Below are 25,914 nucleotides of genomic sequence, written 5' to 3' on the forward strand. Positions count from 1 at the left end.
TGTAACCATGAAAAAAACTACCCTGCTCGCCAGCGCTATTATGCTGGCGCTGCTTTCCGGTTGTGGCAGTAAAGATGCAACAGAGCATTACAGTGATGCGCTGAGCTTTATTCAGAACAAGCAATACAACGCCGCTGTAATCGAACTGAAATCAGCTGTGCAACAAGAACCAGAGAATGCAGAATACCGTTTGGCTCTTGGTTTACTCCAACTGCAGATTGGCGACAGCATATCTGCAGAAAAAGAGCTGGACCGCGCGCTGAGTTATGGCATCGACAAACAAAAAGTAGCGTTACCGCTGGTTCGCAGCAGCTATCAGGCGGGTGATTACCAGGCAGTGCTGGAGCACTTTTCTGATGAGACACTTGCGCCTGAATTGCAGATTTACGTCGATGTATATCGTGCTCTGGCTCAGCTAGAGCTGGGTGACGCTGACGCAGCGATAGCACTCTTTGACCAACTGGCAACACAAGATAAATTCAGTGATGCCGCAATTTATGCTCAGGCGCATTTGCTTATTGCTAACCGTAATAACAGCCAGGCGTTAGAAGTCATTACTCAGGTGAAGCCTGACAGCCTGCTTTATGCCGAAGCATTATTTCTACAAGGCAGAACCCAATTAGCAGAAGAGCAGCATGTCGCCTCCATTGAAAGCATGCGCAACTATCTGACACTGGTACCCAACAACTTACAAGCCCGCCTGATGCTGACGCAAAATCTGGTCAGTACAGAGCAGTTTGATTTAGCAGATAAAGAATTAGCCCTGCTACTAAAAGCGTTTCCAAATCAACCGTTCACAAATTATCTAAAAGCGGTGCTGGAGTATGAGCGTGAGAATTATACTCTGGCCAAAGAGCATGTTGAAAAAGCCATCAATAACGGCCTGCGTAATACCAGCGCACGTATTATTGCCGCATTAGCTTCACTGAACCTGGGGCTGGAGAGCCAGGCATTAAACCATCTGAGCGCAGTAGAAAACCAGCTGCAGCAATATCCGCCGTTGCAAAATCTTTACGCCTCACTGCAGTTAAAGTCTGGCCAGCTTGATCAGGCTCAGGCGGTTCTGGTTAATCAAGATCCGCAGGCGATGGATTACAAATTACTTGCCGCAACGTCATTCCAACTGATTAAACAAGGCTCCGGCAGTGCAGCACAAGAGCTGATTGCTAAATATGAACTGAGTGAAAACAGCAAAGATGTGACCTCGCTGGCAACCTTAGGTCTGCTTAAAATGGGCATTGATGGTCAGGAGTCAAGCGGCCTGCGAGACCTTGAACAAGCCTTACAACTGGATCCAAGCCAGAATCAGACCCGTGTTGTGCTGGCTATCAGTTACCTCAGACAAAAAGAGTATGACAAAGCATCCGCCATAGTTGACGAGTGGCTGTCTGACGAAAAACTGGCCGTTGTTGGCTACAATCTGAAGGCTTATGGCGCTATGCTGCAAAAGCAGTTTACAGAAGCTGAAGTGTTTCTGAAGCAGGCGCAGCAAGCCACTCCTGACCAACCTTTTACCTTACTGTTGCAAGCCCTTGTTGCCGGAACAAAAAGTGATTTTGTGCAAGCAAAACAACTTCTGGTTAAATCGATAGAGAAACATCCGACTTACCTGCCAGCTTTGCAACAATACTATGCTCTGAGTAAAGATGATGACAAAGGTGCTGACGCCATAAAACGGGCAGGCGCAATCCTTAAAGATAACCCGGCCAACAATGCACTGCGGTTAACGTTAGCCCGCATGTACTACCAGCAACAAGACTTTAAAAAAGCTATAGAAACCATTGGCGACCCATCAGCCAATATGGTTAATGCCACTGCAGCTTACTGGCTGACCTTGATAGACTCACATGCCCAGCTTGGTAATCAGAAAGAGGTGCTTACATTAAGCGAACGCTGGTACCAGCAGGAACCGGAAAACCTGCGGGCGGCATATTTCTATGCCACCAGCCTCAGCCTGGCTAAGCGGCATGCAGAAGCGATAAATGTTGCGGATAAACAGCTGGTTAAACATCCGAAGAATCCAATGTTGCTGCGCAGTAAAATAATGGCACTGTCTGAATCTCAAGACTATAGCAAAGCTCTGGATACCTTCAAAAACCTGACCGATAACGACGCAGCAACAGCTGAAATGCAGTTTTTAAAAGGCAGGATACTGTTTTTAAACGGCCAGATCCCACCGGCTGTTGCGGCGTTTAATCAAAGCTATCAGATAGCACCAACCGATCAGACAGCCATGTTTATTGCTGAAATTTACTCAAAAGACTACTCGCACCAGCGTGCTGTAGAGTTCTTAGAGGGTCATTTCAGTAAAGCCTCTGCCAGCGGCAACCTGAAGCTGTTTTATGCCAATTTGTTGCTGGAATCTGATAAGAAAAAAGCTTTTGAGCTTTATGATGAAATTTTGCAGGCGTCACCTGACAACTACATCATACTGAATAACTATGCCTGGATTCTGGCAGAGCAAAACCAGTTGCCTGAAGCCAAGCAACATATTGAGAGAGCGATAAAGCAGGCGCCAAAGCATCCTGATGTATTGGACACTTACGGCAAAGTGCTGATGAAGATGGACAACTTGCCCGACGCTATAAAAGCTTTTGAGCAATCTCTGGCGATAAGACCAGAGAATGATCTGGTTAAGCTAAATTATGCCGAAGCACTGGTGCGAGCAGATAATAAAAGCAAAGCTAAAACCGTGCTGGCTGATGTAAAAAGCCGGGATGCCGAAGTTATCAAGCGGGTTGAAGCTATTAACAACATGCTGTAATAAGAACAGCTGTGCCGCAGCAATGCGGCACAGGTTCAGCTAAAAACACATTTACTATAAAAAATATCTTCTGCTACTGTCACGTAATTTTACAACATCAGTTTACCACCTCACCAGCAACCACATAAGCAATTGATTAAATACAATAAAAAAAGTTGGCACCAAACATGCTTATATATAAGTCGATTGCTTGAGGATAAGTTTGCGGGGCAACCTAGCTAACTTGTGTGGAAACTTCACTAAGGAAATTAAAATGAAAAAATTACTTGCAGGATTAGTTTTAGCTGGAGCAACGGCGTTTGGCGCCAGTGCTTCAGTAATTACATTTGACGATAGCTCATTTGGCGGTTCAGGCTCTACCATGTTTGACGAAATCGACTGGGATCCGGATCTGGCTAATGTTGAACAAACTGATGCTAACGGCAATGGTTCTATTTTTGGCGGTGCAGATGACTTTATGGAGTTTGGCCAGACATTAATGGTTAACTTCAAACAATCAGGTATGCCGAACTTTTTACCTTCAGCATACGAAGTATTCCTGGATTATGAATTTGAAGGTACAGCCGAAGCATTCCCTGATTTTGGTGGCTTAATTCAGGTTTTATTTGCCGGTGGTTCTGCCACTTTATGGGCTGACACAACTGTAAACGGTGCTTATGATGCCGGTACCGCTGCAGCTTTAGGCACTTTCTCACTGTCTAGCGGCAGCTGTATGACAAGTGTTGCAGGTGTTGGTGCATGTGATATCACCATGAAGTTTGACGCTAACCCAGGTTACTTCTACTACAATGGTAACGATATCTCTGGTAACAACTTTGTATACTCACAACTGATTGTTACTGTTCAGAACATTATCGGTTTATCACCAAACTATAATGGTGTTCCAGGTTCTACTCAGGAATTCCAAATCCGTCATGACGGTAACCAAACGTTCAGCGTACCAGAGCCAGCAAGCTTAGCATTGTTAGGTTTAGGTCTGTTAGGTTTACGTCTTAACCGTCGTAACAAAGCCTGATTTATCAGTGCTGATTAAAAAGGGCATCTGATGATGCCCTTTTTTATTGCCTTTTACACCATGCCTGCTTATTAAACATTATTTTTACACGGTATCTGTTTTAATCTACCAGTAACTGTTCCAGGCTAAACCGCAACGAGCGCGAAGCCGGTTGCTCACTACGTCCTAACCTGCCAAAGAACACCTTGTTAGTAAATACCTGTGGCGGCAATAGCGCAGCCAGCTTTTTATCCATCTCTACTGCGTTATCGAATGCCTGCTGATTTGTAGTAAACTGCAGGTTATCACGCAAATAGCTGGAAAAAATTACCGGTGTTTGCTCAGGCTGAAAGCCTAAATTTAACTTAGCTGCCGTAAGCCAAAAGCGCTGCAAAGCGACACCGGCAGCAAATTGCTGCTCTAATGTAACCGGAGCTTCAGTGTCTGTGCTGTATAGCACAAAGTGTGCGCTGCAGCGTAGGGCTGGTAATAAATCAAGTTGCAACCGCGGGGCTATTGTTCCACCCATATATTTGGCCATAAACTCAAAGCGCTCCCAGCTTGCAAGCGCCCATTTCATCAGTTTCGCAGTAGCCGCATCAACTCCAAGAGCCTGCTCAGGAATTTTATCTATACTGAACTGCTTACCCCAATCGATAATTTTGCTATGAACATCATAACCCTCTTTCATAATCAGCCGGGTGTAAGCATTACCAAATAACAACTTAGCAATAGTCCAGCGCTGTGCTGTACTTTCAAACCAATGCACCGCAAAACCAGATGGTAAGGCCTTTTCAAGCTGGCGCTTTTCCTCAGCACTAAGTGCAGTTGTTCCCATTGGCCTGCGCTGCACAGTTCGGGTTTCAATATAGGGGGCAAGCGCATCTGCGTTAATGCTGCTGTCTTGCAGCAAAGTAATTTTATATACCGGATGCTCTGCATCAGAGCGGTCGATATCACTGATTTCCAACTGATATCCGCGCTCAGAAGCGGCGATACGGGCTGTTTCGAGTAAAGCACCGTGGGCCATATTACTGGCAAAGCCATTTAAGTCGTATACCACATCGTGCCGGGTGTCATTACCCAGAATGTCGCAACTTAGCGCCGATGTAGGTCGAAAGCGCCAGCATTGGGTATTGTCGCCACTGGGTGCCCAGCGGGCTTTATCCAATACATAACGCAACGGATCCTGTTCTGGTATTGTTTTAGGCGCTACTCGGGCAGGTTGATTCAGAAAATATTTCCGTCCCAGATGAAGTGCCAGCCGGTTTATTGGATTGGCATTGCCAAAGGGCCGCCAGCTAACTTTATAGGTATTACGATAAGCATCAAACTGCAGGCTTTTGGGCGCGGCAATAACTTTACCCCGGTTCAGCATCAACTTTAATGCCTGAGTTGCAGCTACACCAGCGCAAAGCTCGCAAGCCATAATAGTTGATGGCCCTTTTCGCTCTGGCAAATTAATACTTTCTGGTACTACTAAATAGGCACTGTGCAATCTGGCTGGTGATAACCCGACAAAAAAGCGCAGATACTGCTCATTTTCATCACAACCATCAAGCAGAAAATACTGTTCAAATGTCATCTTACCGGGAAGAAAATTCAGGTTTGCTACGCCCATTCCCAAAGGAGCTGCGGTTACCGCCGGAATGCCTGCATCATAGGCTTTTCTGAACATCAAACTTCTGATTTTCAAAGCAAAAAAGTCAAGACCATCAATATAGACATCAACATCCTGTAAAAAGGCGTCGATATTGCTTTCAGTAACACCGTCTGCAAAAGTAGTTATTTCCAGAGCAGGGTTAATATCCAACGCCATTGCCACCAGTGTATCGAGCTTTTTCTGGCCGACAGAAGATAATTTGGCACCGGCCTGACGGTTAAAGTTTTCAATATCGAAACTATCAAAATCGGCTAAATGAAACCGGCCAACCCCAAGCCGGGCAAGCGTCAGTAAGTGTGCTCCTCCCACCCCGCCCATACCGGCAATCGCCACGCGTTTACTGGCCAGCAATTGCTGTTCCGCTAACGTAAGCCAGCCAATATTGCGTGAAAACGCTTTGTAGTAGTCAAAATCGGATGAAATCATACGATTAGTCCTTTTGCCGGGTGAGATAAGGGTAAAGCCGCAGTTGCGGAGCTAACTGGCTTTTGAGCATATGAAATAGCTGTAGAATTTCCGGGTTAAGTGCCGAAATGTACTTATGCTCAGGAAGGTAAAACAATGCACGGGTGCCATGATAATCCATTTCATCACCGATTTGCTCAAACGCCAGCCCCAGCCGCTCAAGGCGTTTTTTCAACCTGGGCTCTACCACCACAAACATAGCTTTATGGTGGCACATTTGTACCAAAGCGATAATACTAAGATATAAGCCTATGGCAATATTAGGGAAATTTCTGCGCTCTTCCTCTGAAAATACGTCTTTTTCCATTTCAATCTCGTTGATGACATAAGGCGTGTTCTTTTCACCTAAACGACGGCGAAATGCCTCTGGCACAGCAAGCCGGGAAATTTCACTGAAAGATCCGCGTTCAAACTCAGACAGATCTATTAAATCGGTTCTGACTGATGATAAACAGTGTTGCTCAAACGGCAGTTGATAAGATGGGTGCTCCGGTGGTGGAATAACCAGCCGCGCGGTTCCGGCATACTGGCCAGTCCTTTTATGCAACAACAGCAGAACGAAAGAGTACTCGTCACATTCATCGGTTTCCATACCATTTTCACGCAACGGCTCCCAGCCTAGTTCTTCACAGTACACTGAGTGCCTGATCTTAAAAGACTCTTCTCGTAACGCTGTTGAAGCGGCAAACTTAATTTCAAAATACTGCTTAAAGTTGTCGGCCAGACTTACACAATCCATGATGATATCCAGTTAATACATTAGACTCGGTAAATATAGTAGCCACTCTTTGTTTGTTTTACATAGTAAAATCATCTAACAATGCGAATTTTATATACTAAATTATTTAGAGTCACATCAAGTTCACAATAATATTAACTAACTGTATATTTAGCCGCCAACTGCTGCAACGATGCACCGGTAACCCGGTTTATACGCCAATCATGCAGCATACTGGCACCCTGTGCCTGATAAAAATCTATCGCAGGTTGATTCCAGTCTAGTACAGACCATTCAAGACGGCCACAATCACGGTCGATAGCCAGTTGTGCCAGGTAGCTTAGTAATACCCTGCCCAAACCTTTGCCCCGGTATTCAGGAGATACAAACAAGTCTTCCAGATAAATACCTGGTTTGGCTAAAAATGTTGAATAGTTATGAAAAAATAATGCAAAGCCGGCAGCCTTGTTATCATATTCTGCGATAACCACTTCTGCATAAGCTTTATGACCAAATAATGTCTGCTGTAACTTCTCTTCAGTAGCAACAACCTGATCTGAGAGCCTTTCATATTCAGCCAGCCCCTGAATAAACGTCAATATAACGGGTACATCTTGCGGTGTTGCTAAACGTAAACTTATTTTATCTGACATAACAGCTCCCAAAGGCAATAAAAAACGCCGACAGAGTTCTTACCCTGCCGGCGTTTGAGTGTAGCAAGTTGTTTAACTTACGTCAGCTGAGGTTAAAGCCTGGCTTTCCAGTTCACCAGCCTTGAAACTGTCTACGCTGATCGCACTGAAGCGCAAGGCATTCATTTTTAATAACTGTTTAGACTCAGGGTCAGTTATCACCTCAGCCAGTAAAGCCTGTTCAATGGTCTGCTCCAGTGGTTGCTTACGTGGCAACTTACCGTCGCGCTGGGCCTGATAAATTTTCTTCATGACAGGTTGCGCTTCGTACATTGCTATAAAGGCGCTTTCCATTAAACCCGTTGCATCGTCCTCGCCCTCGCCGATATAACACAGATGCGTTAAACGATTACGCACTACGCCAGGCTTGGACATCGCTTCACAGATTTGAATCGCGGTATCGTCATCCGGCATTTTGTAGCCTATGCCGAACGGGAATACCAGAACACGCAGTAACCCGGCAACAAAGCGATTAGGAAAGTTAGCAAAGAAGCCATCAAAAGCACGGCCAATTTCAAACAACGCCCGCTGCACACTGTAATGAACAAACGGCAAGTCACATTGCTGGCGGCCATTGTCTTCATAGAATTTCAACACAGCAGAGGCAATATACAGCTGGCTTAACACATCACCTAAGCGCGCTGATAACATTTCACGGCGTTTTAATTCGCCCCCTAAAATCAGCATCGAAAAGTCTGCACTTAATGCCAAACCACGGCTCATACGGCTTAACTGTTTATAATATTTAGCGGTTTCACCGGACACCGGTGCAGTGTTAAAAGCACCGGCTGTTAAACCCTGCCACAGCGCGCCGAAGGTATTACCCATGGCAAAAGCAATATGTTTAAGTAACAAGCTGTCAAACTGCTTTAAACCCTGCTCTGCATCCGGGTTAGCCGCGGCTTCCAACTCTGCCAGTACATAAGGGTGGCAACGTGTTGCGCCCTGGCCGAAAATCATCAGGTTACGGGTCAGAATATTCGCGCCCTCTACCGTGATGGAAATCGGAATGCCCATGTAACCATGCGCCAGATAGTTTTTAGGCCCTATCTGAATGGCTCGGCCGGCATGAATATCAAACGCATCATTCATTAAGGTACGCGACATCTCTGTCATATGGTATTTGGCGATAGCCGTTACTACGCTTGGGCTCAGGTTCATATCGATAGCACCGGCAGTCATAACCCGCATGGCTTCCAGACTGTACGTAAAACCACCAATACGGGCTAGAGATTCCTGCACACCTTCAAACTTGCCAATCGACAAGCCAAACTGCTGACGGACATAGCCATAAGCACCTGTCATTCGCGCTGCTAAGTGCCCTGTAGCGGTGGCTAAAGCCGGCAGGCTGATGCCTCGGCCTGCTGATAAACATTCAACCAGCATCCGCCAGCCACGGCCGGCATAATCTGGCCCACCAATAATCCACTCCAGCGGAATAAATACATCTTTACCGTAAGTAGTGCCGTTCATAAAAGCCATGTTCATCGGGAAGTGACGGTCTCCAATCTCAACACCTTTATGGCTGGTCGGAATAAGCGCGCAGGTAATACCCAGATCTTCTTTATCTCCCATTAAACTATCCGGATCATACAGTTTAAACGCCAGGCCCAGCACCGTCGCCACTGGCGCCAGTGTGATATAGCGTTTATCCCAGTTTAAACGAATACCCAGTACTTCTTTGCCTTCAAACTCACCTTTACACACCACACCCGTATCAGGAATACCACCGGCGTCAGAGCCGGCTTCAGGCCCGGTCAGCGCAAAACAGGGAACATCGTTACCGTTAGCTAAAGTAGGTAACCAGAAATCTTTTTGTTGCTGCGTGCCGTAATGCATTAACAATTCGCCCGGGCCCAGAGAATTCGGCACCATTACCGTTACCGCCGCAGTTAAACTGCGGGTAGCAATGCGCGATACAATGGTCGAGTTGGCAATAGCAGAAAATTCACGGCCACCATAGGACTTAGGAATAATCATTGCGAAGAAACCTTCGCGTTTGAGAAAGTCCCACACCTCGGTAGGCAAGTCACGTTGTTCCTGCACAATCTTGTAGTCATCCAGCATTTTCAGCAGCGTTTCTACCTGATTGTCCATAAAAGCCTGCTCATCAGCATTTAGCTCCGCTTTAGGGAAACTATGCAGTTTTTGCCAGTCTGGCTTCCCCTGAAACAGATCACCATCCCACCACACATCACCAGCTTCCATCGCTTCGCGCTCTGTATCAGACAGCGGCGGCAAAATTTTCTTAAACATGGCAAAAACAGGCTTGGTGATTAAATTTCGGCGAATATCGGCCACGCCGAAAATCACCGCCAAAGTGACAACCAATATTAATAAAATCAACATATTATATTCCTTCGCTCGCCATTTTAGGCGCGGTATAACTTAATGGAGTAACAGTGGCAACAGGCGCAGCAATAGCTGCAGACAAGTACGGCAATAAGCGCAAAATTACGCCTTCAATATCAACTTTTTCATTAAAATCTGCTTCGGCTATTTCAGCTAAAGCTTCATTAGATGCCATGGTAAATACTACAGTACCCAGTGAAAAATGCAGCCGCCAGAATAGCTCGCTAGGTGGTAAATCAGGGCATGCCTGCTGCACCAGTAATACCAGCTTATCCAGTACACGGCCATAATTGTGGTTGAAAAACCAGCGCAAGTGTCCCTGAACATCGGTATAACCACGGCCCAGCAGCTGTAAAAAAATACGAGCGCCGTTCTGGTGTACTTTATTCAGCTCCAGCAACGGTTTTACAAACACTGATAACACCTGGCTTAAGCTGTTTGGCTGTTGCACTGCAAGCAAGCGGGTAAACTCCTGATCCAAACGCGGCATTAGCACCACCAGATAGCGCTGCAACACGGCCTGAATAAGTTCTTTTTTTGAACCAAAATGGTAGTTGACCGACGCTAAATTAACCTCAGCCATGCTGGTTATTTGCCGCAAAGAGGTATCTGTAAAGCCTGTTTCAGCGAACAATGTTTGCGCCGCATCAAGAATTTTGTGTTGGGTGCTGTGCTTAACTGACATAACTCCACCAATATTTAAACGCGTGTTTGAAATGTACGTTTGAATTTAAAAACTGTCAAGCGGCAAATCAACAACTGGTCTAACCTGATACATTTAGTCCGCTTTTTTGTTTTACATCATTGGTATTATGCTGTTTGAAACATAAACTAGTGGCTTACTCTTATCTGCTTTGCCGGAGTTCTGGTTGTCTGTTTTGAAAATAAAACCCGAAGCGTTAAAACTGGGCTACGCCATTAAACTGCCTGCTGGTTGGCTGAAGCATCCATTTTTGTCTGGCAATATGATTATAGAAAATAGCCAGCAGCTGCAAATTATCCGCTCGCTCAACCTGGACTATGTATTTTTTTACCCCGGTAAAAGCGTGAAAATGACACAACCGGAAGAGCTAAATGATGAAGACACTGCCGGTTTTAATATGGCCGCCAGTGAAGCTCAGTTAAAAATGCAGCAGGAAAAAATGCAGCGTATTGAACAGGCTAAAGTGCACCGCCGTGATTTACAGCGCACCGAAAAAGCTTACGCTCAATCTCTGCTGCAGGTAAAAAGCCTGATGAGCAAAATTAACAGCCGGCCACTGAATGCCATAGACGAAGCCGGCAGTCTTATCAGTGCCATGGCCGATATTCTTCTTGGTGCTGATTCGCTGGTGTTGCATTTAATTTCCGGCGCCGCTAAAGAGCAGGAAGGCTTATATTACCACTCGCTAAATGTGGCGACTTTGTCGATGATGCTGGCAAAGAATCTTAACCTCTCGCCAGCAGAGGTTAAAACAGTGGGCATTGGCGCCTTGTTCCATGATATTGGCAAAATTAAAATACCCAGCCAGATTTTACGCAAAACCACAGATCTGAGTGCGCCAGAGCAAAACCTGCTAAAACTGCATACCAAATACGGTGTCGAGTTAGTGGGTTTAACCGATACCTTTCCGCTGGAAGCCTGGCCTATCGTTGAGCAACACCACGAGTATATTGACGGCAGCGGCTACCCTAAGGCTTTAAAAGAACCCCAAATTGATGCGTTAGCTAAAATTGTCGCGGTGGTTAATGCGTTTGACAATTTGTGCCATCCGCTGGATATCAGTAAATCGCGCTCGCCGCACCATGCGCTATCGTATATGTACCGCAGCATGAAAGGTAAATTGCCGGAGCGCGAAATGAAAGTGATGATTAAGATGATGGGCGTGTATCCGCCGGGTGCTATTGTTTTATTGTCCGATCAGCGGCTTGGTATTGTTATGTCCGTAAACAGCGACAGCCTGCTCTGCCCTAATGTACTGGTATATGACGCCGATGTGCCAAGACTGGAAGCGCCAATTCTGACATTAGAGCCGGATAAACTCAGCATCAGCAAAGTGATCAAAATTCAGGCATTACCGCAACATATTGCTGAATACCTCAACCCCAGGGCACAGGTCAGTTACCATATTCAGGGCAAAAACTGATGCTGCTTTACAGATAAGCATGACCGGTTTGCTCTAAATCAACCGTTGGAGGCCATGGATGGCCGTAATCGAGCCTCAGGGACGATTCATGGCGTGTTGAAGTGAGCAAACCGCGTCATGTAAGACAATAAACAGGCCACTGCCGAGCAGTGACGCAGGCCTTTTTATTACTTCAGATGTCGGTCAAAAAACTGCGTAATGCTTTTATGCAGATGGGTTTGTACCGGCTGGCCAAACATCGAGTGTTTGCTGCCCGGGTAGTTGAGCATATCAAACAGCAGGCCCTTATCTTGTAGCTGTTTATACAGCTTGGTACTGTGGGTAAACAACACATTGTCATCTGCCATGCCGTGATAAATCAGTAAGTCGCCTGTTAAACCATCGACATAGGGGAACACCGCACTGTCGGTATAGCCTTTAGCGTTTTGCTCAGGGTGGCCTAAATAACGCTCGGTGTAGTGGGTATCGTACAGCGCCCAATCGGTCACCGGCGCACCGGATACGCCAGCGGCAAAGTAATCAGCGGCTTTAAACATCGCCATTATCGCCATATAACCGCCATAGCTGTGGCCATAAATAGCAATTTTATCTGCCGCGACGTACGGCAAGCTGCGCAGATACTCTACACCACGGATTTGGTCATTTAACTCTACCTGACCCAATTTTAAGTAAATCGGATCTTCAAAGGCTTTGCCACGGTTATAAGAGCCGCGGTTATCCAGCTGAAATACCAGATAGCCTTGCTGCACTAAGTAATGCAGATACAAGTCGCGCGCACTCCAGCTGTTGGTTACACGCTGGGCATGCGGGCCACCATATACGCTGACAATTACCGGATATTTTTTATCCTGAGCCAAGTTTTTTGGCGCAAACAGCCGGTAATGCATAGTTTGGCCATCTTCTGCTTTAAGCGTGCCAAAACGCGGCGCAGTAAGTTCAGCGTGATACGGCATTAGCGCATGGCTGCTGTTCAGCTCGTTTTGTTCCAGCCAGGTAAGCACCTTACCATTCAAACCTCGCAGCGCCACTTTAGTAGGCGTACTGACATTAGAAAAGCTGTCGATAAAGCTGCTGCCATCTTTGGCCATTACCAGAGCATGGTCAGAGCCGGCTTCGGTTAAACGCTTAATATTGCCGTCTTTTAAACTGACCTGATACAAATGCCGCTCCAGCGGCGTGTCTTTGCGACCGGTGAAGTACACTATCCCCTGTTTTTCGTTTACTGCATCGAGCTCATCCACTACCCAGTTGCCACTGGTTAATTGGCGCAGTAGTTTGCCGTTAAAGTCAAAATGATACAGATGTTTGTAACCATCGCGCTCAGAAGCCCAGATAAAGCCTTGTTCGTTATCGAGAAAATGCAGATCGTCGTGCAGGTTTAGCCAGGTTTTACTACTTTCGCTAAGCAGTACTTTTTGCTGATTGTTGCTTAAATCGACCAACCGCAGCTCCAGTTGCTGCTGGTTACGGCTTTGCCACTGGTAACTTAAATAGCGGGCACTTTTTGTCCACTCTACCCGCGGTAAATAAATATCTTCGTCATCGCCGTGCGACAACCAGTTAACACTGCCGTCTTTCAACGTTACTACGCCCAGCTGAATCTTGGCATTCGCCGTGCCGGTATAAGGATAACGCTGATTAAACAGTTTTATTTCATCGGCATAAATCTCGTTGCGTACCACCTCTGCCACGCCGCTTTCGTCAGTGCGGGTAAAGGCAATTTTACTGTCATCCGGTGCCCACCAATAGCCGGTCATACGGCCCATTTCTTCCTGGGCCACAAATTCCGCCATGCCGTTTTTAATATCGCCGCCACCGTCTGTGGTCAGTTGGGTTTCTTTGCCGCTGGCAATCTCCAGCACAAACAGGTTTTGTGCGCGGATAAAAGCAACATAACGTCCGGTTGGCGAAATCGTCGCATCGGTTTCAAATTCGCTGGTATCGGTCAGCTTTTTTGCGGTTTTGCTGCTTAGTTGGTAGTAGTACAAATCGCCGTTTAACGGAAATAACAGCGCCTCACTGTTTTTCGACCAGCTGTAACTGATAATGCCGGAAGCAAATAACCGCATGCGCTCACGCCTGGCTTTCTCTTCATCAGATAAGGTTTCAGCGCCACTGATTAAACTGTCGGCATCGACCAACAGGCTGTGTTTGCCCTCTTTAATATGGTATTGCCATAAATCCAGCCGGTTGGCATCTTCTGCTTTGCCTTTAAGATACGTAACCCGACTGCCATCCGGCGCCATACTTAACGAGCGCGGTGTGGCGCCACTTAATGCCGGATCAGCAAATAAGCGTTCTAACTCCAGTTGCTTCGCCTCTGCCATACCGCTGCCTCCGAATAGTAAACACAATGTCAGTACAAAACGTGGTAATTTAACGTGCATTATTGTCCCTGCGACTTTGATTTAATTTTGCTTGCCGTTTGTATAATGCTTCAGGCTAAACTGCAAGAAAAAGCCGCTTGCGTTATGCTTAGCTGCGATAAAAAGAGGATTTAACAGATGAAACTGACCGAAGTTACCCATCCGCTGGTAAAGCATAAAATTGGTTTACTGCGCGCCGCTGATATCAGCACCAAGCAGTTTCGCCAACTGGCAGCCGAACTGGGTAGCCTGCTAACCTATGAAGCTACCAAAGATTTAGCGACAGAAACTGTGACTATCGATAGTTGGAGTGGCCCGGTTGAGATTGAGCAAATTCAGGGTAAAAAAGTTACCATAGTGCCGATACTACGCGCTGGCCTGGGAATGCTTGATGGCGTGCTCGAGCTTTTACCCAGTGCCCGCATCAGTGTAGTGGGCATTTACCGCAATGAGCAAACCCTGCAACCGGTGCCCTATTTTCAAAAACTGGCATCGGATCTGGACCAACGCCTGGCAATAGTAGTCGACCCTATGCTGGCTACTGGCGGATCGCTGATTGCCACCATTGACTTGCTAAAACAACACGGCGCCCTGCATATTAAAGCCCTGGTATTGGTAGCCGCGCCCGAAGGTATCGCAGCACTGCGCCAGGCTCATCCTGATGTCGAGCTGTACACAGCGGCCGTTGATCGTTGCCTGAATGAGCACGGTTATATACTGCCAGGCCTGGGTGATGCAGGTGATAAACTGTTTGGTACCAAATAGCAGATGGCTCTTGTCTGAGCTGGCAAAGCGTGGCACTTTAACGCCGTTTTGCCTTTGAAGGAGAGTGCATTGCAATTAGTTCCGTGGTCTTACCATACGTCACTGGGGTTTACCCTGAGAGGATATCGCAGCGAAGCCAGCGGAAAGCCGGTGCTGCATATGCTGCATGGCAATGGTTTTTGCAGCCGGATGTACCAACCTATGCTGCAGCTGTTAGCAGCAGATTATGACTTGTTTTTATCTGATGCCCAAGGCCATGGCGACAGCGATCACGGCGGCGATTTTGTTGGCTGGAATAAGAGCGCGGAACTGGCAGCAAAAGCCTGGCAGGCACACAAAACCTTGTATAAAGAGGTGCCGGTATACGGCGTCGGCCACAGCTTTGGCGGCATTTTAACCGCCCTGATCCATACCTGCAGCCCCAGTCCTTTTTCCGCCGCTATCTTGCTTGATCCGGTGCTGTTTACTCCTGGTATGCTAACAGTGATGGGCACCTTACAGGGTGTACGTTTATACCATAAAAACCCAATGGCCAAAGCCGCGCTGCGCCGGCGTCAGCACTGGCCGGACAGAAACAGCGCACTGAATTATCTTAACAATCGGGGAATGTTTACTAACTGGCATCCCGATGCCCTGGCCGCCTATATTGAGCATGCGCTAAAGCCGTCTGAGCATGGCCTGAGCTTAAAATGTTTACCGCAACGCGAAGCCGATATTTTTGCCTCTTATCCGGCTAAACTGTGGCAACAACTGGCACAGCCATGCCCGCCGGTACATGTGATTTATGGTGATAAAAGTTATGATTTTATCGGCAAATCACTGGGTAAATGGCAAAAACGTAATGCTGCTGTCAGTGTTGAGCAAGTCAGCGGCGGCCATTGCTTTATGCAAGAACATCCACAGTTAGCCGCACAGTATATTCAGCTTGCGGTTAGATCACTGAATTGTCAGTTGAAATAGCTGTTAATGCTCAGCCTGAATTCCGTTATAATAGCGAAAATATTAACCTGGGACCCCAGATGAAAAAGCGCTTATTAGTTACCGCACTACTGTTGTCTGCCTGTAGTCAGTTGCCGTCGGAGCGACCTGCAGACGCTACTCCTGTTGCCGTGAAACCACAGCCTGTCGTGGCATCAGAACCTGAAGAGATAGTAATAGAAAATTCCGATACTGCCGAGTCTGTCGCTACTGATTTTGAACATATTTTTGTCGATAGCGATATGACATTCAGCGGCACCCTGCCCTGTGCCGACTGCCCGGGTATCAGCTATCATATTAACCTGTACCGTGACGGCCGCTTTGAGGTGCGTCAGGAGTATCTGGAGCGTAATCAGGTGAATCTGGTTAAGGGGATCTGGTTACTGGAAAATCGCAGCCTGCATCTGGTGAATCAGCAACAAACTCTGCCCGCATTTCATTTTCTATCTAACCGGCAATTAACTATGCTGGATTTGAGCGGCAAGCCTATCAGTGCTAATCAACAGTATCAGTTGCAACGTGAAGCCGAATTTAAAAAGCTTGATACCCGTCAGGCCATGCTCGGCTTGTATATGCTAAGTAATAATCAGGCAACCTTTACCAGTTGCCGCAGTGGCGACAGTTTAAATGTGGCCAATACCCAGCATCATTTACCGGTAATGCGCCAGTATCAACAGGATGCGCGCTTTAACGGTAATGCCATTATTGCTACGTTAGTAGGCCGCAGAGGCCAGGACGATCAGGCTAATACGCTGTTTATTGATAAATTTGAGCAATTCTGGCCAGGAGCTACCTGCCCGGATCAGATCCAACCCGGCAAAATGCAGGGTATTGTCTGGCGTGCAGAGAAGCTGACAGATCGTTATGTACCGCAACAACTTAATGTCAGGGTAATTTTTGATCAAAATGACCGCTTATATGGTTTTGCCGGCTGCAATAACTTTAATGGTAACTACAAGCAGCGCTCTAATCAGCTAACCGTACAACCGCTGGTTAGCACCCGTAAGTTCTGCGCTGAAAGCAGTGAACTGGAGCAACAGTTTACCCGTTCCTTGCAATCTGCCGATCGCGCCGAAGTAAATGGCGATAAACTACAGCTGTTTAAAAACAACCAGCTTATTTTGCAGTTTAAGCCCGCGGTTAACTAATCGCGGCAATTAATCACTGAATATCAGACATAAAAAAAGCCACCTTACGGTGGCTTTTTTATTGCTGCGTAAATTACGCGGCTAAGGCTTGTTTCGCTTTGCTCACTAAAGCAGTAAAAGCTGCTTTATCGAATACGGCGATGTCAGCTAAAATCTTACGGTCGATTTCAACAGAGGCTTTTTTCAGGCCATCAATGAAACGGCTATAAGATAAACCATTCATACGTGACGCAGCGTTAATACGCGCGATCCACAGTTGACGGAACTGACGCTTACGTTGACGACGGTCACGGTAAGCATATTGGCCTGCTTTAATAACGGCCTGGAAAGCAACACGATAAACACGACTGCGGGCACCGTAGTAACCTTTGGCCTGGTTTAACACCTTCTTATGGCGCGCGCGCGCCGTTACACCACGTTTAACTCTTGGCATGTCAGACTCCTAATTAATTATGCGTATGGCATGCAACGGACTAAGCCCGCGATGTCTACTTTAGCGACTAAGGTTTTTGGACCTAACTGACGCTTACGCTTAGAGGTCTTCTTCGTCAGAATGTGGCGAAGGTGTGATTGCTTACGTTTAAAGCTACCAGAAGCGGTTTTTTTGAAACGCTTCGCAGCACCTTTATTGGTTTTCATCTTTGGCATAGTTAAAAACTCGCATTGTTAAGTTACAACGAATAATAAGGCGTTAACCCCACACCTTGCAGTGCGGGGTTACACTTGAAAGCACCTATTACTTCTTATTTGGGGCCAGCATCATGATCATCTGGCGACCTTCCACCCGTGAAGGGAAAGATTCGCACAAGGCAATGTCTGATAAATCTTCTTTAATCCGATTTAACATATCAATACCAATGTCAAGATGCGCCATTTCACGACCACGATAGCGCAGCGTTACTTTAGCTTTGTCACCCTCTTCAATGAAGCGACGCAGGTTGCGTAGTTTTACCTGGTAATCGCCTTCATCAGTTCCAGGCCGGAATTTTATTTCCTTAATCTGGATCTGTTTTTGCTTCTTCTTCTGCTCTTTAAGAGCTTTACTCTTTTCAAACAGGAACTTACCGTAGTCCATCAACTTACATACTGGCGGTTCGGCTGTCGGGCTAATTTCTACTAAATCATTGCCACTGTCTTCGGCTAATTTAATAGCGTCAGCAATACTTACTACACCCAGTTGCTCACCTTCAACACCAATTAACCGTACCTCTGGCAGGTTAATTTCTTCATTGATCCTGTTAGGACGGTTTGCAGGTAATGTTTTCTTTCCTACTTTAATAGTATGTTCCTCCGAAAATTATTCTTATCGCTTAACTTGGTTTAAACCCGGGTTTTAATTTCTGTTGTCAGCTTTTCTACAAAAGCTGCAACCGACATTTTACCCAAATCTTCACCCTTGCGCGTTCTCAGTGCAATATCACCGGCTTCCATTTCTTTATCACCAACGACAACAAGGTAAGGAATGCGCTTAAGCGTGTGCTCGCGAATTTTAAAGCCTATCTTCTCATTTCTCAAGTCACTTATGACTCTAATACCGTGAGATTTGAAAGTTTTTACTAAATTCTGAACATATTCGGCCTGATTATCGGTAATGTTCATCACTACCACCTGTGTTGGTGCCAACCAGGCAGGAAATAATCCGGCATATTCTTCAATCAGAATACCGATAAAACGTTCAATTGAACCCAAAATGGCGCGGTGGATCATTACTGGTGTTTGCTTTTCGCCACTTTCAGCCACAAAAGTGGCACCTAAACGGCCCGGTAAGGCAAAGTCTAACTGCACAGTACCGCACTGCCAGGCCCGACCTAAACAGTCGTGCAGGGTAAATTCAATTTTAGGGCCGTAAAAGGCGCCTTCGCCGGGTTGCAGGTCATAAGCAATGTCATTGGCTTTTAACGCTTCGGTTAAGCCCTGCTCGGCGCGGTCCCACATTTCGTCGGTACCGATACGCTGTGCCGGCCGGGTCGACAGTTTTACTGCGACGTTTTTAAAGCCAAAGGTGCTGTAGGTATCAAACACCATCTGGATACATTTGGTGACTTCAGCCTGCACCTGATCTTCCGTACAGAAGATGTGCGCATCGTCCTGGGTAAAGCCGCGCACCCGCATTAAACCGTGCAAGCCACCTGATGGCTCGTTACGGTGACAACAACCAAACTCGGCCATCCGTAGCGGTAAATCGCGGTAAGACTTTAAACCCTGGTTGAATATCTGCACATGGCCAGGGCAGTTCATCGGCTTGATGGCGTACTCGCGGTGCTCTGACTGGGTAGTAAACATATTATCGGCATACTTTTCCCAGTGGCCGGATTTTTCCCACAGTACGCGGTCCATCATTAACGGGCCTTTTACTTCGTCGTAGTCGTATTCGCCCAGCTTTTCACGCACAAAACTTTCCAGCTCACGGAAGATAGTCCAGCCGTCGTTGTGCCAGAACACCATGCCCGGTGCTTCTTCCTGCCAGTGGAATAAGCCCAGCGCCTTACCAATTTTACGGTGGTCGCGCTTTTCCGCTTCTTCCAACTGCAGCAAATAAGCCGCAAGTTGCTTTTTATCGGCCCAGGCGGTGCCGTACACGCGCTGTAGCATTTTGTTTTTCGAGTCGCCGCGCCAATAGGCACCGGCCACTTTCATAATTTTAAAGTGCTGGCAAAAACGCATATTCGGCACATGCGGGCCACGGCACATATCAATATATTCTTCGTGGTGGTATAAACCAGGCTGATCGTCTTTACTAACGTTTTGCTCAAGAATTTCCAGCTTGTAGCTCTCGCCACGCGCTTTAAAGGTGTCTACCGCTTCTTGCCAGCTGACCTTTTTCTTAATAACGTCGTATTCGGTTTTCGCCAATTGCTGCATGCGCTGTTCCAGCTTAGCTAAATCGTCGCTGCTAATCGGCTGGTCTAAATCAACGTCGTAGTAAAAGCCGTTATCAATTACCGGACCGATTGCCATTTTGACATTCGGCCACAGCTGCTTAATGGCATGGCCTAATAAGTGCGCGCAGGAGTGGCGGATAATTTCCAGGCCGTCCTGATCTTTACTGGTAATAATGCTTAAAGTTGAGTCTGTGGTGATAGGATCACTGGCATCAACCAACTGGCCATTCACCTTGCCGGCGATGGTGGCTTTGGCTAAGCCCGGGCCGATGTCTTTGGCAACATCCATAACTGAAACAGCATGATCAAAAGCGCGCTGGCTGCCATCTGGCAGAGTAATAACTGGCATGATAAATCCTTATACAGTGGTGGCCCAAACCAAGGGTCACTTGTTTAGTTTTGTTGGGAGAGGCTTTACCACCCTGCACAACCAGTTAATGACTTACACGAAAAGTCATAAGATTGTACCATTGGGGGAAAACGATAAAACAGCCGCTATAGTAGCAGTTGTCAGGATAAGCTTAAAGCGGCCAACTGGAACTAGTCTACAAATATTACCGGCTAAAATTAGCAAACTTGTCCTGTATGCGATGTTGTTGCTGGTTATAAATAACAAAATACTCATCATCCATATCACCAGCACCACTTTTCATGGAGTACGCTTTTTCAATGCTTTTGATGATATCAATAGCAGTTGCCGCGTCACCACTGCGCAGGCAAATCGCATGCTTAATCTCATCAGATACGTTTAATTGGTTAACAAACTCTGTGGGGGTAACACCAAACAAAATATCAACACCAGACAATACAGCCGTGAGAAAGAACTGATTTTGTTTTGCCTCGTCCGCATGCCATAACATCGCCAGCTGCTGTGCGGTGTAAGCTCTGGTTAACACCAAACCGGCAGCCGCGGGGCAGCAGCGATTTAATATTGAAAACATCAAGATCCATTTTCTGGCCAGGTCAAGTCCAAGCCGCATAGTCAGCTCTTTTACTGAGCTAACTTCGCGCGTCTTACGATATAAGGGGCTATTAGCAATACGTAACATGCCCATTACCAGAGCTGGTTCATCGGCAAGCTGTACTGATAACTTATTGATGTCAGGCTCGGCCTGAAATAGATTATTAATCAGCTCAGCTATTTTCAGGGCAGCCGGTGGTACTGTTTTGCCAGTTACCACCTCAGGTCGCGCTAGAAAATAACCTTGAAACAAGCTAAAACCCAAAGCTTTATATTGCTCCAGTTGCTCAGGAGTTTCTACCCGCTCTGCCAGCCAGGTTAACTTATACCCCCGTAAGCGATGCATCTGTGACTTAACTTCGGCAATGCTATGTTGCAGAATATCCACTTTGATAATGTCAGCCAGAGCTATAAGCGGTTCCCAGTCGGCAGTAAACTCAAAATCATCCAATGCAAATCTGAAGCCACGCAGTTTCAGAGCAGCAACACTGGCAACAAACGCCGCATCGGGCGTAATACGTTCAACCAGTTCAATGACGACTTTGTCAGCTTCAAGAGGTAAAAAGCTGCCAGACAACAGAAAGTCAGCACAAACATTAATAAAAACCGGTGCATTATATTGCTCGCTTTGGGCCGAGATACCACTGCACAAGTTGTAAATCAGCTCCGTGGTAGCAAGATTGTCACCCAGCTCCAGCGCGGTAACCCCATTGTCACTGCGATACAATAGTTCAACGGCTACCCTGTTATTATTTCTATCAAATATAGGCTGCGCTGCAAATAAGCTCTGAGTGTCCTGCCCAACACTGACGCCACTACTGCTTTGTTGCCTCATGAACTTCTCCACCTTAGGAATAACACAACAACAGGATATACACTGTTTAGCAAAGTCTCAGATAATATTACCTGTTGCTTAAGTATAGGGGATATAAGACTATCGTCCACTGTCCGCAATAGCACGACAGCACAACGTACACTTATATACTCGCAACATCAGCTATCGATCAGTGATTTTTCTGCTTTATCAGCCATACTTCATATTAAGCGTTTACGGAGGCAGCACATGTGGCAGGCAATTGCTGAACATATTAGTGGCGAATTAGATGCAGACTTTCATATTGAACAAAAAACGCAGTTAACAGGTGGCAGTATCAACCTTGCCTGGCATATCAGCGGCCAGGGGCAGCATTTTTTTGTCAAAATTAATCAGCGTGAGCAATTGGAACAATTTGAAACAGAAGCGCTTAGCTTACAAGCTTTGCAGCAAAGCCACAGTATTAGAGTGCCAAAGCTGATTTGCTCAGGCCAGACGTTGGATAAAGCCTTTCTGGTGCTTGAATATTTACCTCTGAGCGGACAAACCACAACCGGTTGGCATGATTTGGCCCGGCAACTGGCGCAACTGCATAAGCAACATGATCAGGCAATGTATGGTTTTGACTGGGACAATATGCTTGGCAGCACGCCACAACCGAATAAATGGCAGGCAAACTGGAGTAGTTTTTTCTCAGAGCAGCGGCTGGGCTGGATCTTACAGTTGCTACTGGAACAAGGCTTCGGCTTTGGCAATATTGACCAGTTAGTAGAGCAATGCCGCCAACGCCTGCATCATCACCAACCCGCCCCCAGTTTACTGCATGGCGATTTATGGCGCGGTAATGTTGGCTTTACCGGTGATAACGCGACAGTATTTGACCCGGCCTGCTATTTTGGTGACAGAGAAACAGATCTGGCTTATAGCACTTTGTTCGGCCGCTTCCCGGAAGATTTTTATCACAGCTACCAGCGACACTACCCGCTGGATGATGCTTACAGCGATCGTAAAGATCTTTATAATCTGTATCATATACTTAACCATGCTTATTTATTTCGTGGTGCATATCTGGTGCAGGCACAGGAGATGATTAAGCAGTTATTCCACTAAATTTATTGCAACTGGTTATTTTAAAGCCAAAGCAGTACCTGACTTTACGGAAAACTATTTATGCAAATAACCCAGCAACCTGTGGCACTGATCACCGGCAGTGCCAAACGGCTTGGCCGGAAAATGATCGAAACCCTGCACGCTGATGATTACCGGGTAATAATACATTGCAACCATTCACGCTCAGAGGCAGATTCTCTGGCACTACAGCTAAACAAACACCGCCCTGACAGTGCCGCTGTGCTGCAGGCAGACTTACTGGATGAAACCTGCTGGCCAGAGCTGGCAAGGCAAGCGGTGGCGTGCTTTGACCGGTTAGATGTGCTGGTAAACAACGCATCAAGTTTTTACCCTACCCCGGTCGAAGACGCAAATACAGCGCAATGGCAGGATTTATTTGGCTCTAACGTTAAAGCACCGTATTTCTTAAGCCAGGCACTGGCGCCCGAGCTGGCGCGTAATAATGGTGCTATTGTTAATATGGTCGACATTCATGCAAGCAAACCTTTAGCAGGCCACAGTATTTACTGTATGGCAAAAGCTGCACTGTTAATGATGACAAAGTCACTGGCGCTTGAGCTCGCACCGGCGATAAGGGTAAACGGTATAGCGCCTGGTGCTATTTTATGGCCTGGGGAACAATCTATCGTGCTAAAAGAGCAAGATAAAGCAGCGATACTGGAACAAATTCCGTTGCAGCAACTGGGCACTGCAGCAGATATCGCCCAAACGCTGTTATTTCTGCTCAAAGCGCCTTATATCACTGGGCATATTATTACGGTTGACGGCGGACGCAGTTTAAGTGGGGCCAGTAAAGCCTGACCCTGAACAAACAAACCGCCCGGAGGAAGTTGCTATGAGCGTACTGCAAAAAACTGTCAGGTGCCCGTTTTGCGGCCACCCTATGCATTTAAGTGTTGAGGTGACTGACGAAGATCAGGAATACACTGAAGATTGCAGCAACTGCTGCAACCCTATCCATGTGCGGGTACATAAAGACGAGCTGCACCATTCAGTGCAGCTGTTTGTTGATGCAGACGATGAGCAGTATTACTAACCCAGCGTCGCACTAAAACGCTCTGCCATAATACGCTCTACTGTTTGTACTATGGTTTGCGTTTGCTGGTCCAGTTCGATATTCAGCATATCGCCCGGCCGCTTTTGCCCTAAAGTAGTAATGCTGAGCGTTTCGGGGATCAGATACAAACTAAAGCCATCAGCATAGGTTTCGCCCACAGTTAAACTGCAGCCCTCCACTGCGATAAAGCCTTTGCTGAGAATATAACGCATATATTCCGGCGCCAGTGTCAGGCGCATCGCACAGTTATTGATGCTTTTATCCACTGCCGTTATCGTCGCCGTGGTTTGAATATGGCCGGAAACAATATGGCCGCCCAGTTCACTGCCAAAGCTTAACGAACGTTCAAAGTTAACCGCATCGCCCACCTTTAAGCCGCCCAGGTTAGTTTTACTTAAGGTTTCGGCTATTACATCAAAACAAACCCAACCGGCGTTGCTATCAAAATCAGTTACCGTTAAACAAACGCCGTTGATAGCAATACTGGCACCACGGTTTAAGTTTTGCAGGTGTGCAGCGCCCGGCTGCAGGGTTAACTGACGAAATGCCGCTTTGTCGGCAACGGCTGTTAACTCAGCCTTAGTTTGAACTATTCCGGTAAACATAAGCCCTCATTTGTGCTACATTGCGCGCCATTATACGCTGCTGATACAACAAGCTTACTATGTTACCTTTTTCCCGCTTCGAAGCCAGAACCATACTAAAACTTTCCGGCCCCATAGTGCTGGCACAGCTGACACAAACGCTGATGTATTTTGTCGATACCGTCATGGCGGGTCGTTACAGCGCGGTTGATATGGCCGCGATAGCAGTGGCATCCGGTTTATGGTTTCCGGTGGTAATGACAATGCAGGGCCTGTTGCTTGCACTAACGCCAATAGTGGCGCAGTACTACGGCAGCAAACAAACCAAACCGGTCACTCACTTCACCGTGCAGGCAATGTATCTGGCCATGGCTCTGGCCGCCGCCATGTTTGTATTGATGCTGTATGTGAATGTGCCGATTGATCTGCTAAACATGGATGAAACGCTGCGGCAAAAATCGCTCGACTACTTATATTACGTTAGCTTTGGTTTATTTCCAGCTGCGGGTTACATGGTTGTGCGCAGTATGTTTGAAGGTATTGGTAATACCAAAGCCAGCATGTGGATCAGCTTTGTTGGTATTCTGGTGAATATTCCGGCCAACTATGTGTTTATTTACGGCAAGCTTGGCATGCCGGCGCTGGGCGGCGCTGGCTGTGGTATCGCTACGGCGCTGGTGTTTTTTGCTATGTTTATCGCCATTTTAATTTACGGCTGGTTTAGCCGCACCACCAGGCGGTACCGGCTACACCCCGAAAGTTATCGTATTAACGTCAAAGACATCTGGCAAATTGTCTGCATCGGCACGCCTATCGCCTTTTCCATTTTCTTTGAAGTCACCCTGTTTGCCTGTATCCCACTGGCGATAGTACACCTTGGCCCTATTATGGTTGCCGGGCATCAAATTGCACAAAATTACAGTGGTATAGTGTTTATGCTGCCGCTGTCGTTAGGCATGGCCACCACGATCCGTGTTGGCCATCTGGTAGGCCAGCAAAGCATTATGGAGCTGAAAAAAGCCGTATCGACGGCCATCATACTGGCGGTGCTGATGTCATTGGTTATTGCCAGCCTGACTTTTGTCCTGAAAAATAGTATTGCGGCACTGTATTCACCCGACCCTACCGTTATAGCGCTGGCGGCGTCGTTATTAATTCTGGCCTGCTTTTATCAGGTGTCAGACGCCATACAGGTGGTGTCAGCTTGCGCGCTGCGCGGTATGAAAGTAACCAAACCGGTATTTTTTATTACCTTTATTGCTTACTGGCCAATCGGTTTTGGCCTGGGTGCCGTACTGGGGTTAACCAACTGGCTGGTACCGGCAATGGGGGCCCATGGTTTCTGGATTGGTATTATTGTTGGTTTAAGTGTGGCCGCCATATTGTTGGCTATTATCTTAAAACGCACACTGCTTAAGTTAGAACAGCAAGCAGGTTAGAATATGAGGCCCGTT

Annotated in this window: 22 protein-coding genes; 10 read left to right on the forward strand and 12 right to left on the reverse strand. The window is 46.8% G+C overall.

What is annotated here, in order from left to right; all coding sequences use genetic code 11:
- Positions 1 to 7: 7 nt before the first annotated feature.
- Together prsT and pepA are read left to right on the forward strand one after the other, a co-directional pair.
- The gene (gene prsT / locus MJX74_RS07000; RefSeq protein ID WP_240222014.1) at positions 8 to 2,764 is read left to right on the forward strand and encodes an XrtA/PEP-CTERM system TPR-repeat protein PrsT; all 2,757 of its coding nucleotides are present in this window, start codon (positions 8 to 10) and stop codon (positions 2,762 to 2,764) included.
- A gap of 253 nt (positions 2,765 to 3,017) precedes the next feature.
- On the forward strand, positions 3,018 to 3,779 hold the full coding sequence (pepA, locus tag MJX74_RS07005; protein ID WP_240222015.1) for a flocculation-associated PEP-CTERM protein PepA: 762 nt from the start codon (positions 3,018 to 3,020) through the stop codon (positions 3,777 to 3,779).
- A gap of 100 nt (positions 3,780 to 3,879) precedes the next feature.
- On the opposite strand, the gene MJX74_RS07010 is transcribed toward pepA, so the two are convergent.
- The 5 genes from MJX74_RS07010 to psrA all read right to left on the reverse strand — a co-directional run bounded on the left by MJX74_RS07010 (position 3,880) and on the right by psrA (position 10,333).
- On the reverse strand, positions 3,880 to 5,847 hold the full coding sequence (locus MJX74_RS07010) for a ThiF family adenylyltransferase (RefSeq protein WP_240222017.1): 1,968 nt from the start codon (positions 5,845 to 5,847) through the stop codon (positions 3,880 to 3,882).
- A gap of 4 nt (positions 5,848 to 5,851) precedes the next feature.
- Complete coding sequence (locus MJX74_RS07015; protein WP_240222019.1) at positions 5,852 to 6,625, reverse strand: PEP-CTERM/exosortase system-associated acyltransferase; 774 nt, start codon at positions 6,623 to 6,625, stop codon at positions 5,852 to 5,854.
- 134 nt (positions 6,626 to 6,759) lie between these two features.
- The gene (locus tag MJX74_RS07020) at positions 6,760 to 7,257 is read right to left on the reverse strand and encodes a GNAT family N-acetyltransferase (RefSeq protein ID WP_240222021.1); all 498 of its coding nucleotides are present in this window, start codon (positions 7,255 to 7,257) and stop codon (positions 6,760 to 6,762) included.
- A gap of 72 nt (positions 7,258 to 7,329) precedes the next feature.
- On the reverse strand, positions 7,330 to 9,645 hold the full coding sequence (locus MJX74_RS07025; protein ID WP_240222023.1) for an acyl-CoA dehydrogenase: 2,316 nt from the start codon (positions 9,643 to 9,645) through the stop codon (positions 7,330 to 7,332).
- A 1-nt stretch (position 9,646) separates the two neighbouring features.
- On the reverse strand, positions 9,647 to 10,333 hold the full coding sequence (gene psrA / locus MJX74_RS07030; RefSeq protein WP_240222025.1) for a TetR family transcriptional repressor PsrA: 687 nt from the start codon (positions 10,331 to 10,333) through the stop codon (positions 9,647 to 9,649).
- A gap of 184 nt (positions 10,334 to 10,517) precedes the next feature.
- Between psrA and MJX74_RS07035 the strand changes: the two genes are divergently transcribed.
- Positions 10,518 to 11,774: a cyclic di-GMP phosphodiesterase gene (locus tag MJX74_RS07035; RefSeq protein WP_240222027.1), complete on the forward strand. Its 1,257-nt coding sequence runs from the start codon at positions 10,518 to 10,520 to the stop codon at positions 11,772 to 11,774.
- Positions 11,775 to 11,941: 167 nt separating this feature from the next.
- Here MJX74_RS07035 and MJX74_RS07040 read toward each other — a convergent pair whose 3' ends face one another.
- Positions 11,942 to 14,161: a S9 family peptidase gene (locus tag MJX74_RS07040; RefSeq protein ID WP_240222029.1), complete on the reverse strand. Its 2,220-nt coding sequence runs from the start codon at positions 14,159 to 14,161 to the stop codon at positions 11,942 to 11,944.
- 117 nt (positions 14,162 to 14,278) lie between these two features.
- Here MJX74_RS07040 and upp point away from each other — a divergent pair, with 117 nt between their 5' ends.
- The 3 genes from upp (at position 14,279) to MJX74_RS07055 (ending at position 17,031) form a co-directional block, all read left to right on the forward strand.
- The gene (gene upp / locus MJX74_RS07045) at positions 14,279 to 14,905 is read left to right on the forward strand and encodes a uracil phosphoribosyltransferase (RefSeq protein ID WP_240222031.1); all 627 of its coding nucleotides are present in this window, start codon (positions 14,279 to 14,281) and stop codon (positions 14,903 to 14,905) included.
- Positions 14,906 to 14,974: 69 nt separating this feature from the next.
- Positions 14,975 to 15,865, forward strand: a complete 891-nt coding sequence (locus tag MJX74_RS07050; RefSeq protein ID WP_240222033.1) for an alpha/beta hydrolase — start codon at positions 14,975 to 14,977, stop codon at positions 15,863 to 15,865.
- 59 nt (positions 15,866 to 15,924) lie between these two features.
- A complete protein-coding gene (locus tag MJX74_RS07055; protein WP_240222035.1) occupies positions 15,925 to 17,031 on the forward strand; it encodes an META domain-containing protein in 1,107 nt (368 codons plus the stop codon).
- Positions 17,032 to 17,104: 73 nt separating this feature from the next.
- Here the strand turns inward: MJX74_RS07055 and rplT are convergent, their stop codons facing one another.
- From rplT to MJX74_RS07080, 5 genes are all read right to left on the reverse strand, one after another.
- Positions 17,105 to 17,464 carry a 50S ribosomal protein L20 gene (gene rplT / locus MJX74_RS07060; RefSeq protein ID WP_068235207.1) on the reverse strand — a complete coding sequence of 120 codons (360 nt, stop codon included), beginning with the start codon at positions 17,462 to 17,464 and terminating at the stop codon, positions 17,105 to 17,107.
- A gap of 17 nt (positions 17,465 to 17,481) precedes the next feature.
- Positions 17,482 to 17,679 carry a 50S ribosomal protein L35 gene (gene rpmI, locus MJX74_RS07065; protein ID WP_027672243.1) on the reverse strand — a complete coding sequence of 66 codons (198 nt, stop codon included), beginning with the start codon at positions 17,677 to 17,679 and terminating at the stop codon, positions 17,482 to 17,484.
- A gap of 88 nt (positions 17,680 to 17,767) precedes the next feature.
- Positions 17,768 to 18,310 carry a translation initiation factor IF-3 gene (gene infC / locus MJX74_RS07070; RefSeq protein WP_082694788.1) on the reverse strand — a complete coding sequence of 181 codons (543 nt, stop codon included), beginning with the start codon at positions 18,308 to 18,310 and terminating at the stop codon, positions 17,768 to 17,770.
- A 41-nt stretch (positions 18,311 to 18,351) separates the two neighbouring features.
- Complete coding sequence (gene thrS / locus MJX74_RS07075) at positions 18,352 to 20,262, reverse strand: threonine--tRNA ligase (RefSeq protein WP_240222037.1); 1,911 nt, start codon at positions 20,260 to 20,262, stop codon at positions 18,352 to 18,354.
- 205 nt (positions 20,263 to 20,467) lie between these two features.
- Positions 20,468 to 21,709 carry an EAL and HDOD domain-containing protein gene (locus MJX74_RS07080; protein WP_240222039.1) on the reverse strand — a complete coding sequence of 414 codons (1,242 nt, stop codon included), beginning with the start codon at positions 21,707 to 21,709 and terminating at the stop codon, positions 20,468 to 20,470.
- A gap of 228 nt (positions 21,710 to 21,937) precedes the next feature.
- Here MJX74_RS07080 and MJX74_RS07085 point away from each other — a divergent pair, with 228 nt between their 5' ends.
- From MJX74_RS07085 to MJX74_RS07095, 3 genes are read left to right on the forward strand one after another with little or no spacing between them, the layout of a single operon-like run.
- The gene (locus tag MJX74_RS07085; protein WP_240222041.1) at positions 21,938 to 22,798 is read left to right on the forward strand and encodes a fructosamine kinase family protein; all 861 of its coding nucleotides are present in this window, start codon (positions 21,938 to 21,940) and stop codon (positions 22,796 to 22,798) included.
- Between the two features lie 60 nt (positions 22,799 to 22,858).
- On the forward strand, positions 22,859 to 23,620 hold the full coding sequence (locus MJX74_RS07090; protein ID WP_240222042.1) for a pteridine reductase: 762 nt from the start codon (positions 22,859 to 22,861) through the stop codon (positions 23,618 to 23,620).
- A gap of 34 nt (positions 23,621 to 23,654) precedes the next feature.
- Positions 23,655 to 23,855: a CPXCG motif-containing cysteine-rich protein gene (locus tag MJX74_RS07095; protein ID WP_240222044.1), complete on the forward strand. Its 201-nt coding sequence runs from the start codon at positions 23,655 to 23,657 to the stop codon at positions 23,853 to 23,855.
- Here MJX74_RS07095 and MJX74_RS07100 read toward each other — a convergent pair.
- Positions 23,852 to 24,481, reverse strand: coding sequence for a riboflavin synthase subunit alpha (locus MJX74_RS07100; RefSeq protein WP_240222045.1), 630 nt, complete (start codon positions 24,479 to 24,481; stop codon positions 23,852 to 23,854). The genes MJX74_RS07095 and MJX74_RS07100 overlap by 4 nt on opposite strands.
- A gap of 59 nt (positions 24,482 to 24,540) precedes the next feature.
- Between MJX74_RS07100 and MJX74_RS07105 the strand changes: the two genes are divergently transcribed.
- Positions 24,541 to 25,899 carry an MATE family efflux transporter gene (locus tag MJX74_RS07105; RefSeq protein WP_240222047.1) on the forward strand — a complete coding sequence of 453 codons (1,359 nt, stop codon included), beginning with the start codon at positions 24,541 to 24,543 and terminating at the stop codon, positions 25,897 to 25,899.
- Positions 25,900 to 25,914 lie beyond the last annotated feature (15 nt).

The organism is Rheinheimera hassiensis, from assembly GCF_022436675.1.
In the GTDB taxonomy this organism is placed as follows: domain Bacteria; phylum Pseudomonadota; class Gammaproteobacteria; order Enterobacterales; family Alteromonadaceae; genus Alishewanella; species Alishewanella hassiensis.

What these genes read in the sequence shown, in the direction of transcription:
- MJX74_RS07010 (WP_240222017.1), bottom strand. Translation starts at nt 5,847, where the DNA reads ATGATTTCATCCGATTTTGACTACTACAAAGCGTTTTCACGCAATATT.
- pepA (WP_240222015.1), top strand. Translation starts at nt 3,018, where the DNA reads ATGAAAAAATTACTTGCAGGATTAGTTTTAGCTGGAGCAACGGCGTTT.
- MJX74_RS07055 (WP_240222035.1), top strand. Translation starts at nt 15,925, where the DNA reads ATGAAAAAGCGCTTATTAGTTACCGCACTACTGTTGTCTGCCTGTAGT.
- rplT (WP_068235207.1), bottom strand. Translation starts at nt 17,464, where the DNA reads ATGCCAAGAGTTAAACGTGGTGTAACGGCGCGCGCGCGCCATAAGAAG.
- MJX74_RS07095 (WP_240222044.1), top strand. Translation starts at nt 23,655, where the DNA reads ATGAGCGTACTGCAAAAAACTGTCAGGTGCCCGTTTTGCGGCCACCCT.
- MJX74_RS07020 (WP_240222021.1), bottom strand. Translation starts at nt 7,257, where the DNA reads ATGTCAGATAAAATAAGTTTACGTTTAGCAACACCGCAAGATGTACCC.
- MJX74_RS07040 (WP_240222029.1), bottom strand. Translation starts at nt 14,161, where the DNA reads ATGCACGTTAAATTACCACGTTTTGTACTGACATTGTGTTTACTATTC.
- MJX74_RS07100 (WP_240222045.1), bottom strand. Translation starts at nt 24,481, where the DNA reads ATGTTTACCGGAATAGTTCAAACTAAGGCTGAGTTAACAGCCGTTGCC.
- MJX74_RS07015 (WP_240222019.1), bottom strand. Translation starts at nt 6,625, where the DNA reads ATGGATTGTGTAAGTCTGGCCGACAACTTTAAGCAGTATTTTGAAATT.
- upp (WP_240222031.1), top strand. Translation starts at nt 14,279, where the DNA reads ATGAAACTGACCGAAGTTACCCATCCGCTGGTAAAGCATAAAATTGGT.
- MJX74_RS07025 (WP_240222023.1), bottom strand. Translation starts at nt 9,645, where the DNA reads ATGTTGATTTTATTAATATTGGTTGTCACTTTGGCGGTGATTTTCGGC.
- thrS (WP_240222037.1), bottom strand. Translation starts at nt 20,262, where the DNA reads ATGCCAGTTATTACTCTGCCAGATGGCAGCCAGCGCGCTTTTGATCAT.
- MJX74_RS07105 (WP_240222047.1), top strand. Translation starts at nt 24,541, where the DNA reads ATGTTACCTTTTTCCCGCTTCGAAGCCAGAACCATACTAAAACTTTCC.
- prsT (WP_240222014.1), top strand. Translation starts at nt 8, where the DNA reads ATGAAAAAAACTACCCTGCTCGCCAGCGCTATTATGCTGGCGCTGCTT.
- MJX74_RS07090 (WP_240222042.1), top strand. Translation starts at nt 22,859, where the DNA reads ATGCAAATAACCCAGCAACCTGTGGCACTGATCACCGGCAGTGCCAAA.
- rpmI (WP_027672243.1), bottom strand. Translation starts at nt 17,679, where the DNA reads ATGCCAAAGATGAAAACCAATAAAGGTGCTGCGAAGCGTTTCAAAAAA.
- psrA (WP_240222025.1), bottom strand. Translation starts at nt 10,333, where the DNA reads ATGTCAGTTAAGCACAGCACCCAACACAAAATTCTTGATGCGGCGCAA.
- MJX74_RS07080 (WP_240222039.1), bottom strand. Translation starts at nt 21,709, where the DNA reads ATGAGGCAACAAAGCAGTAGTGGCGTCAGTGTTGGGCAGGACACTCAG.
- MJX74_RS07085 (WP_240222041.1), top strand. Translation starts at nt 21,938, where the DNA reads ATGTGGCAGGCAATTGCTGAACATATTAGTGGCGAATTAGATGCAGAC.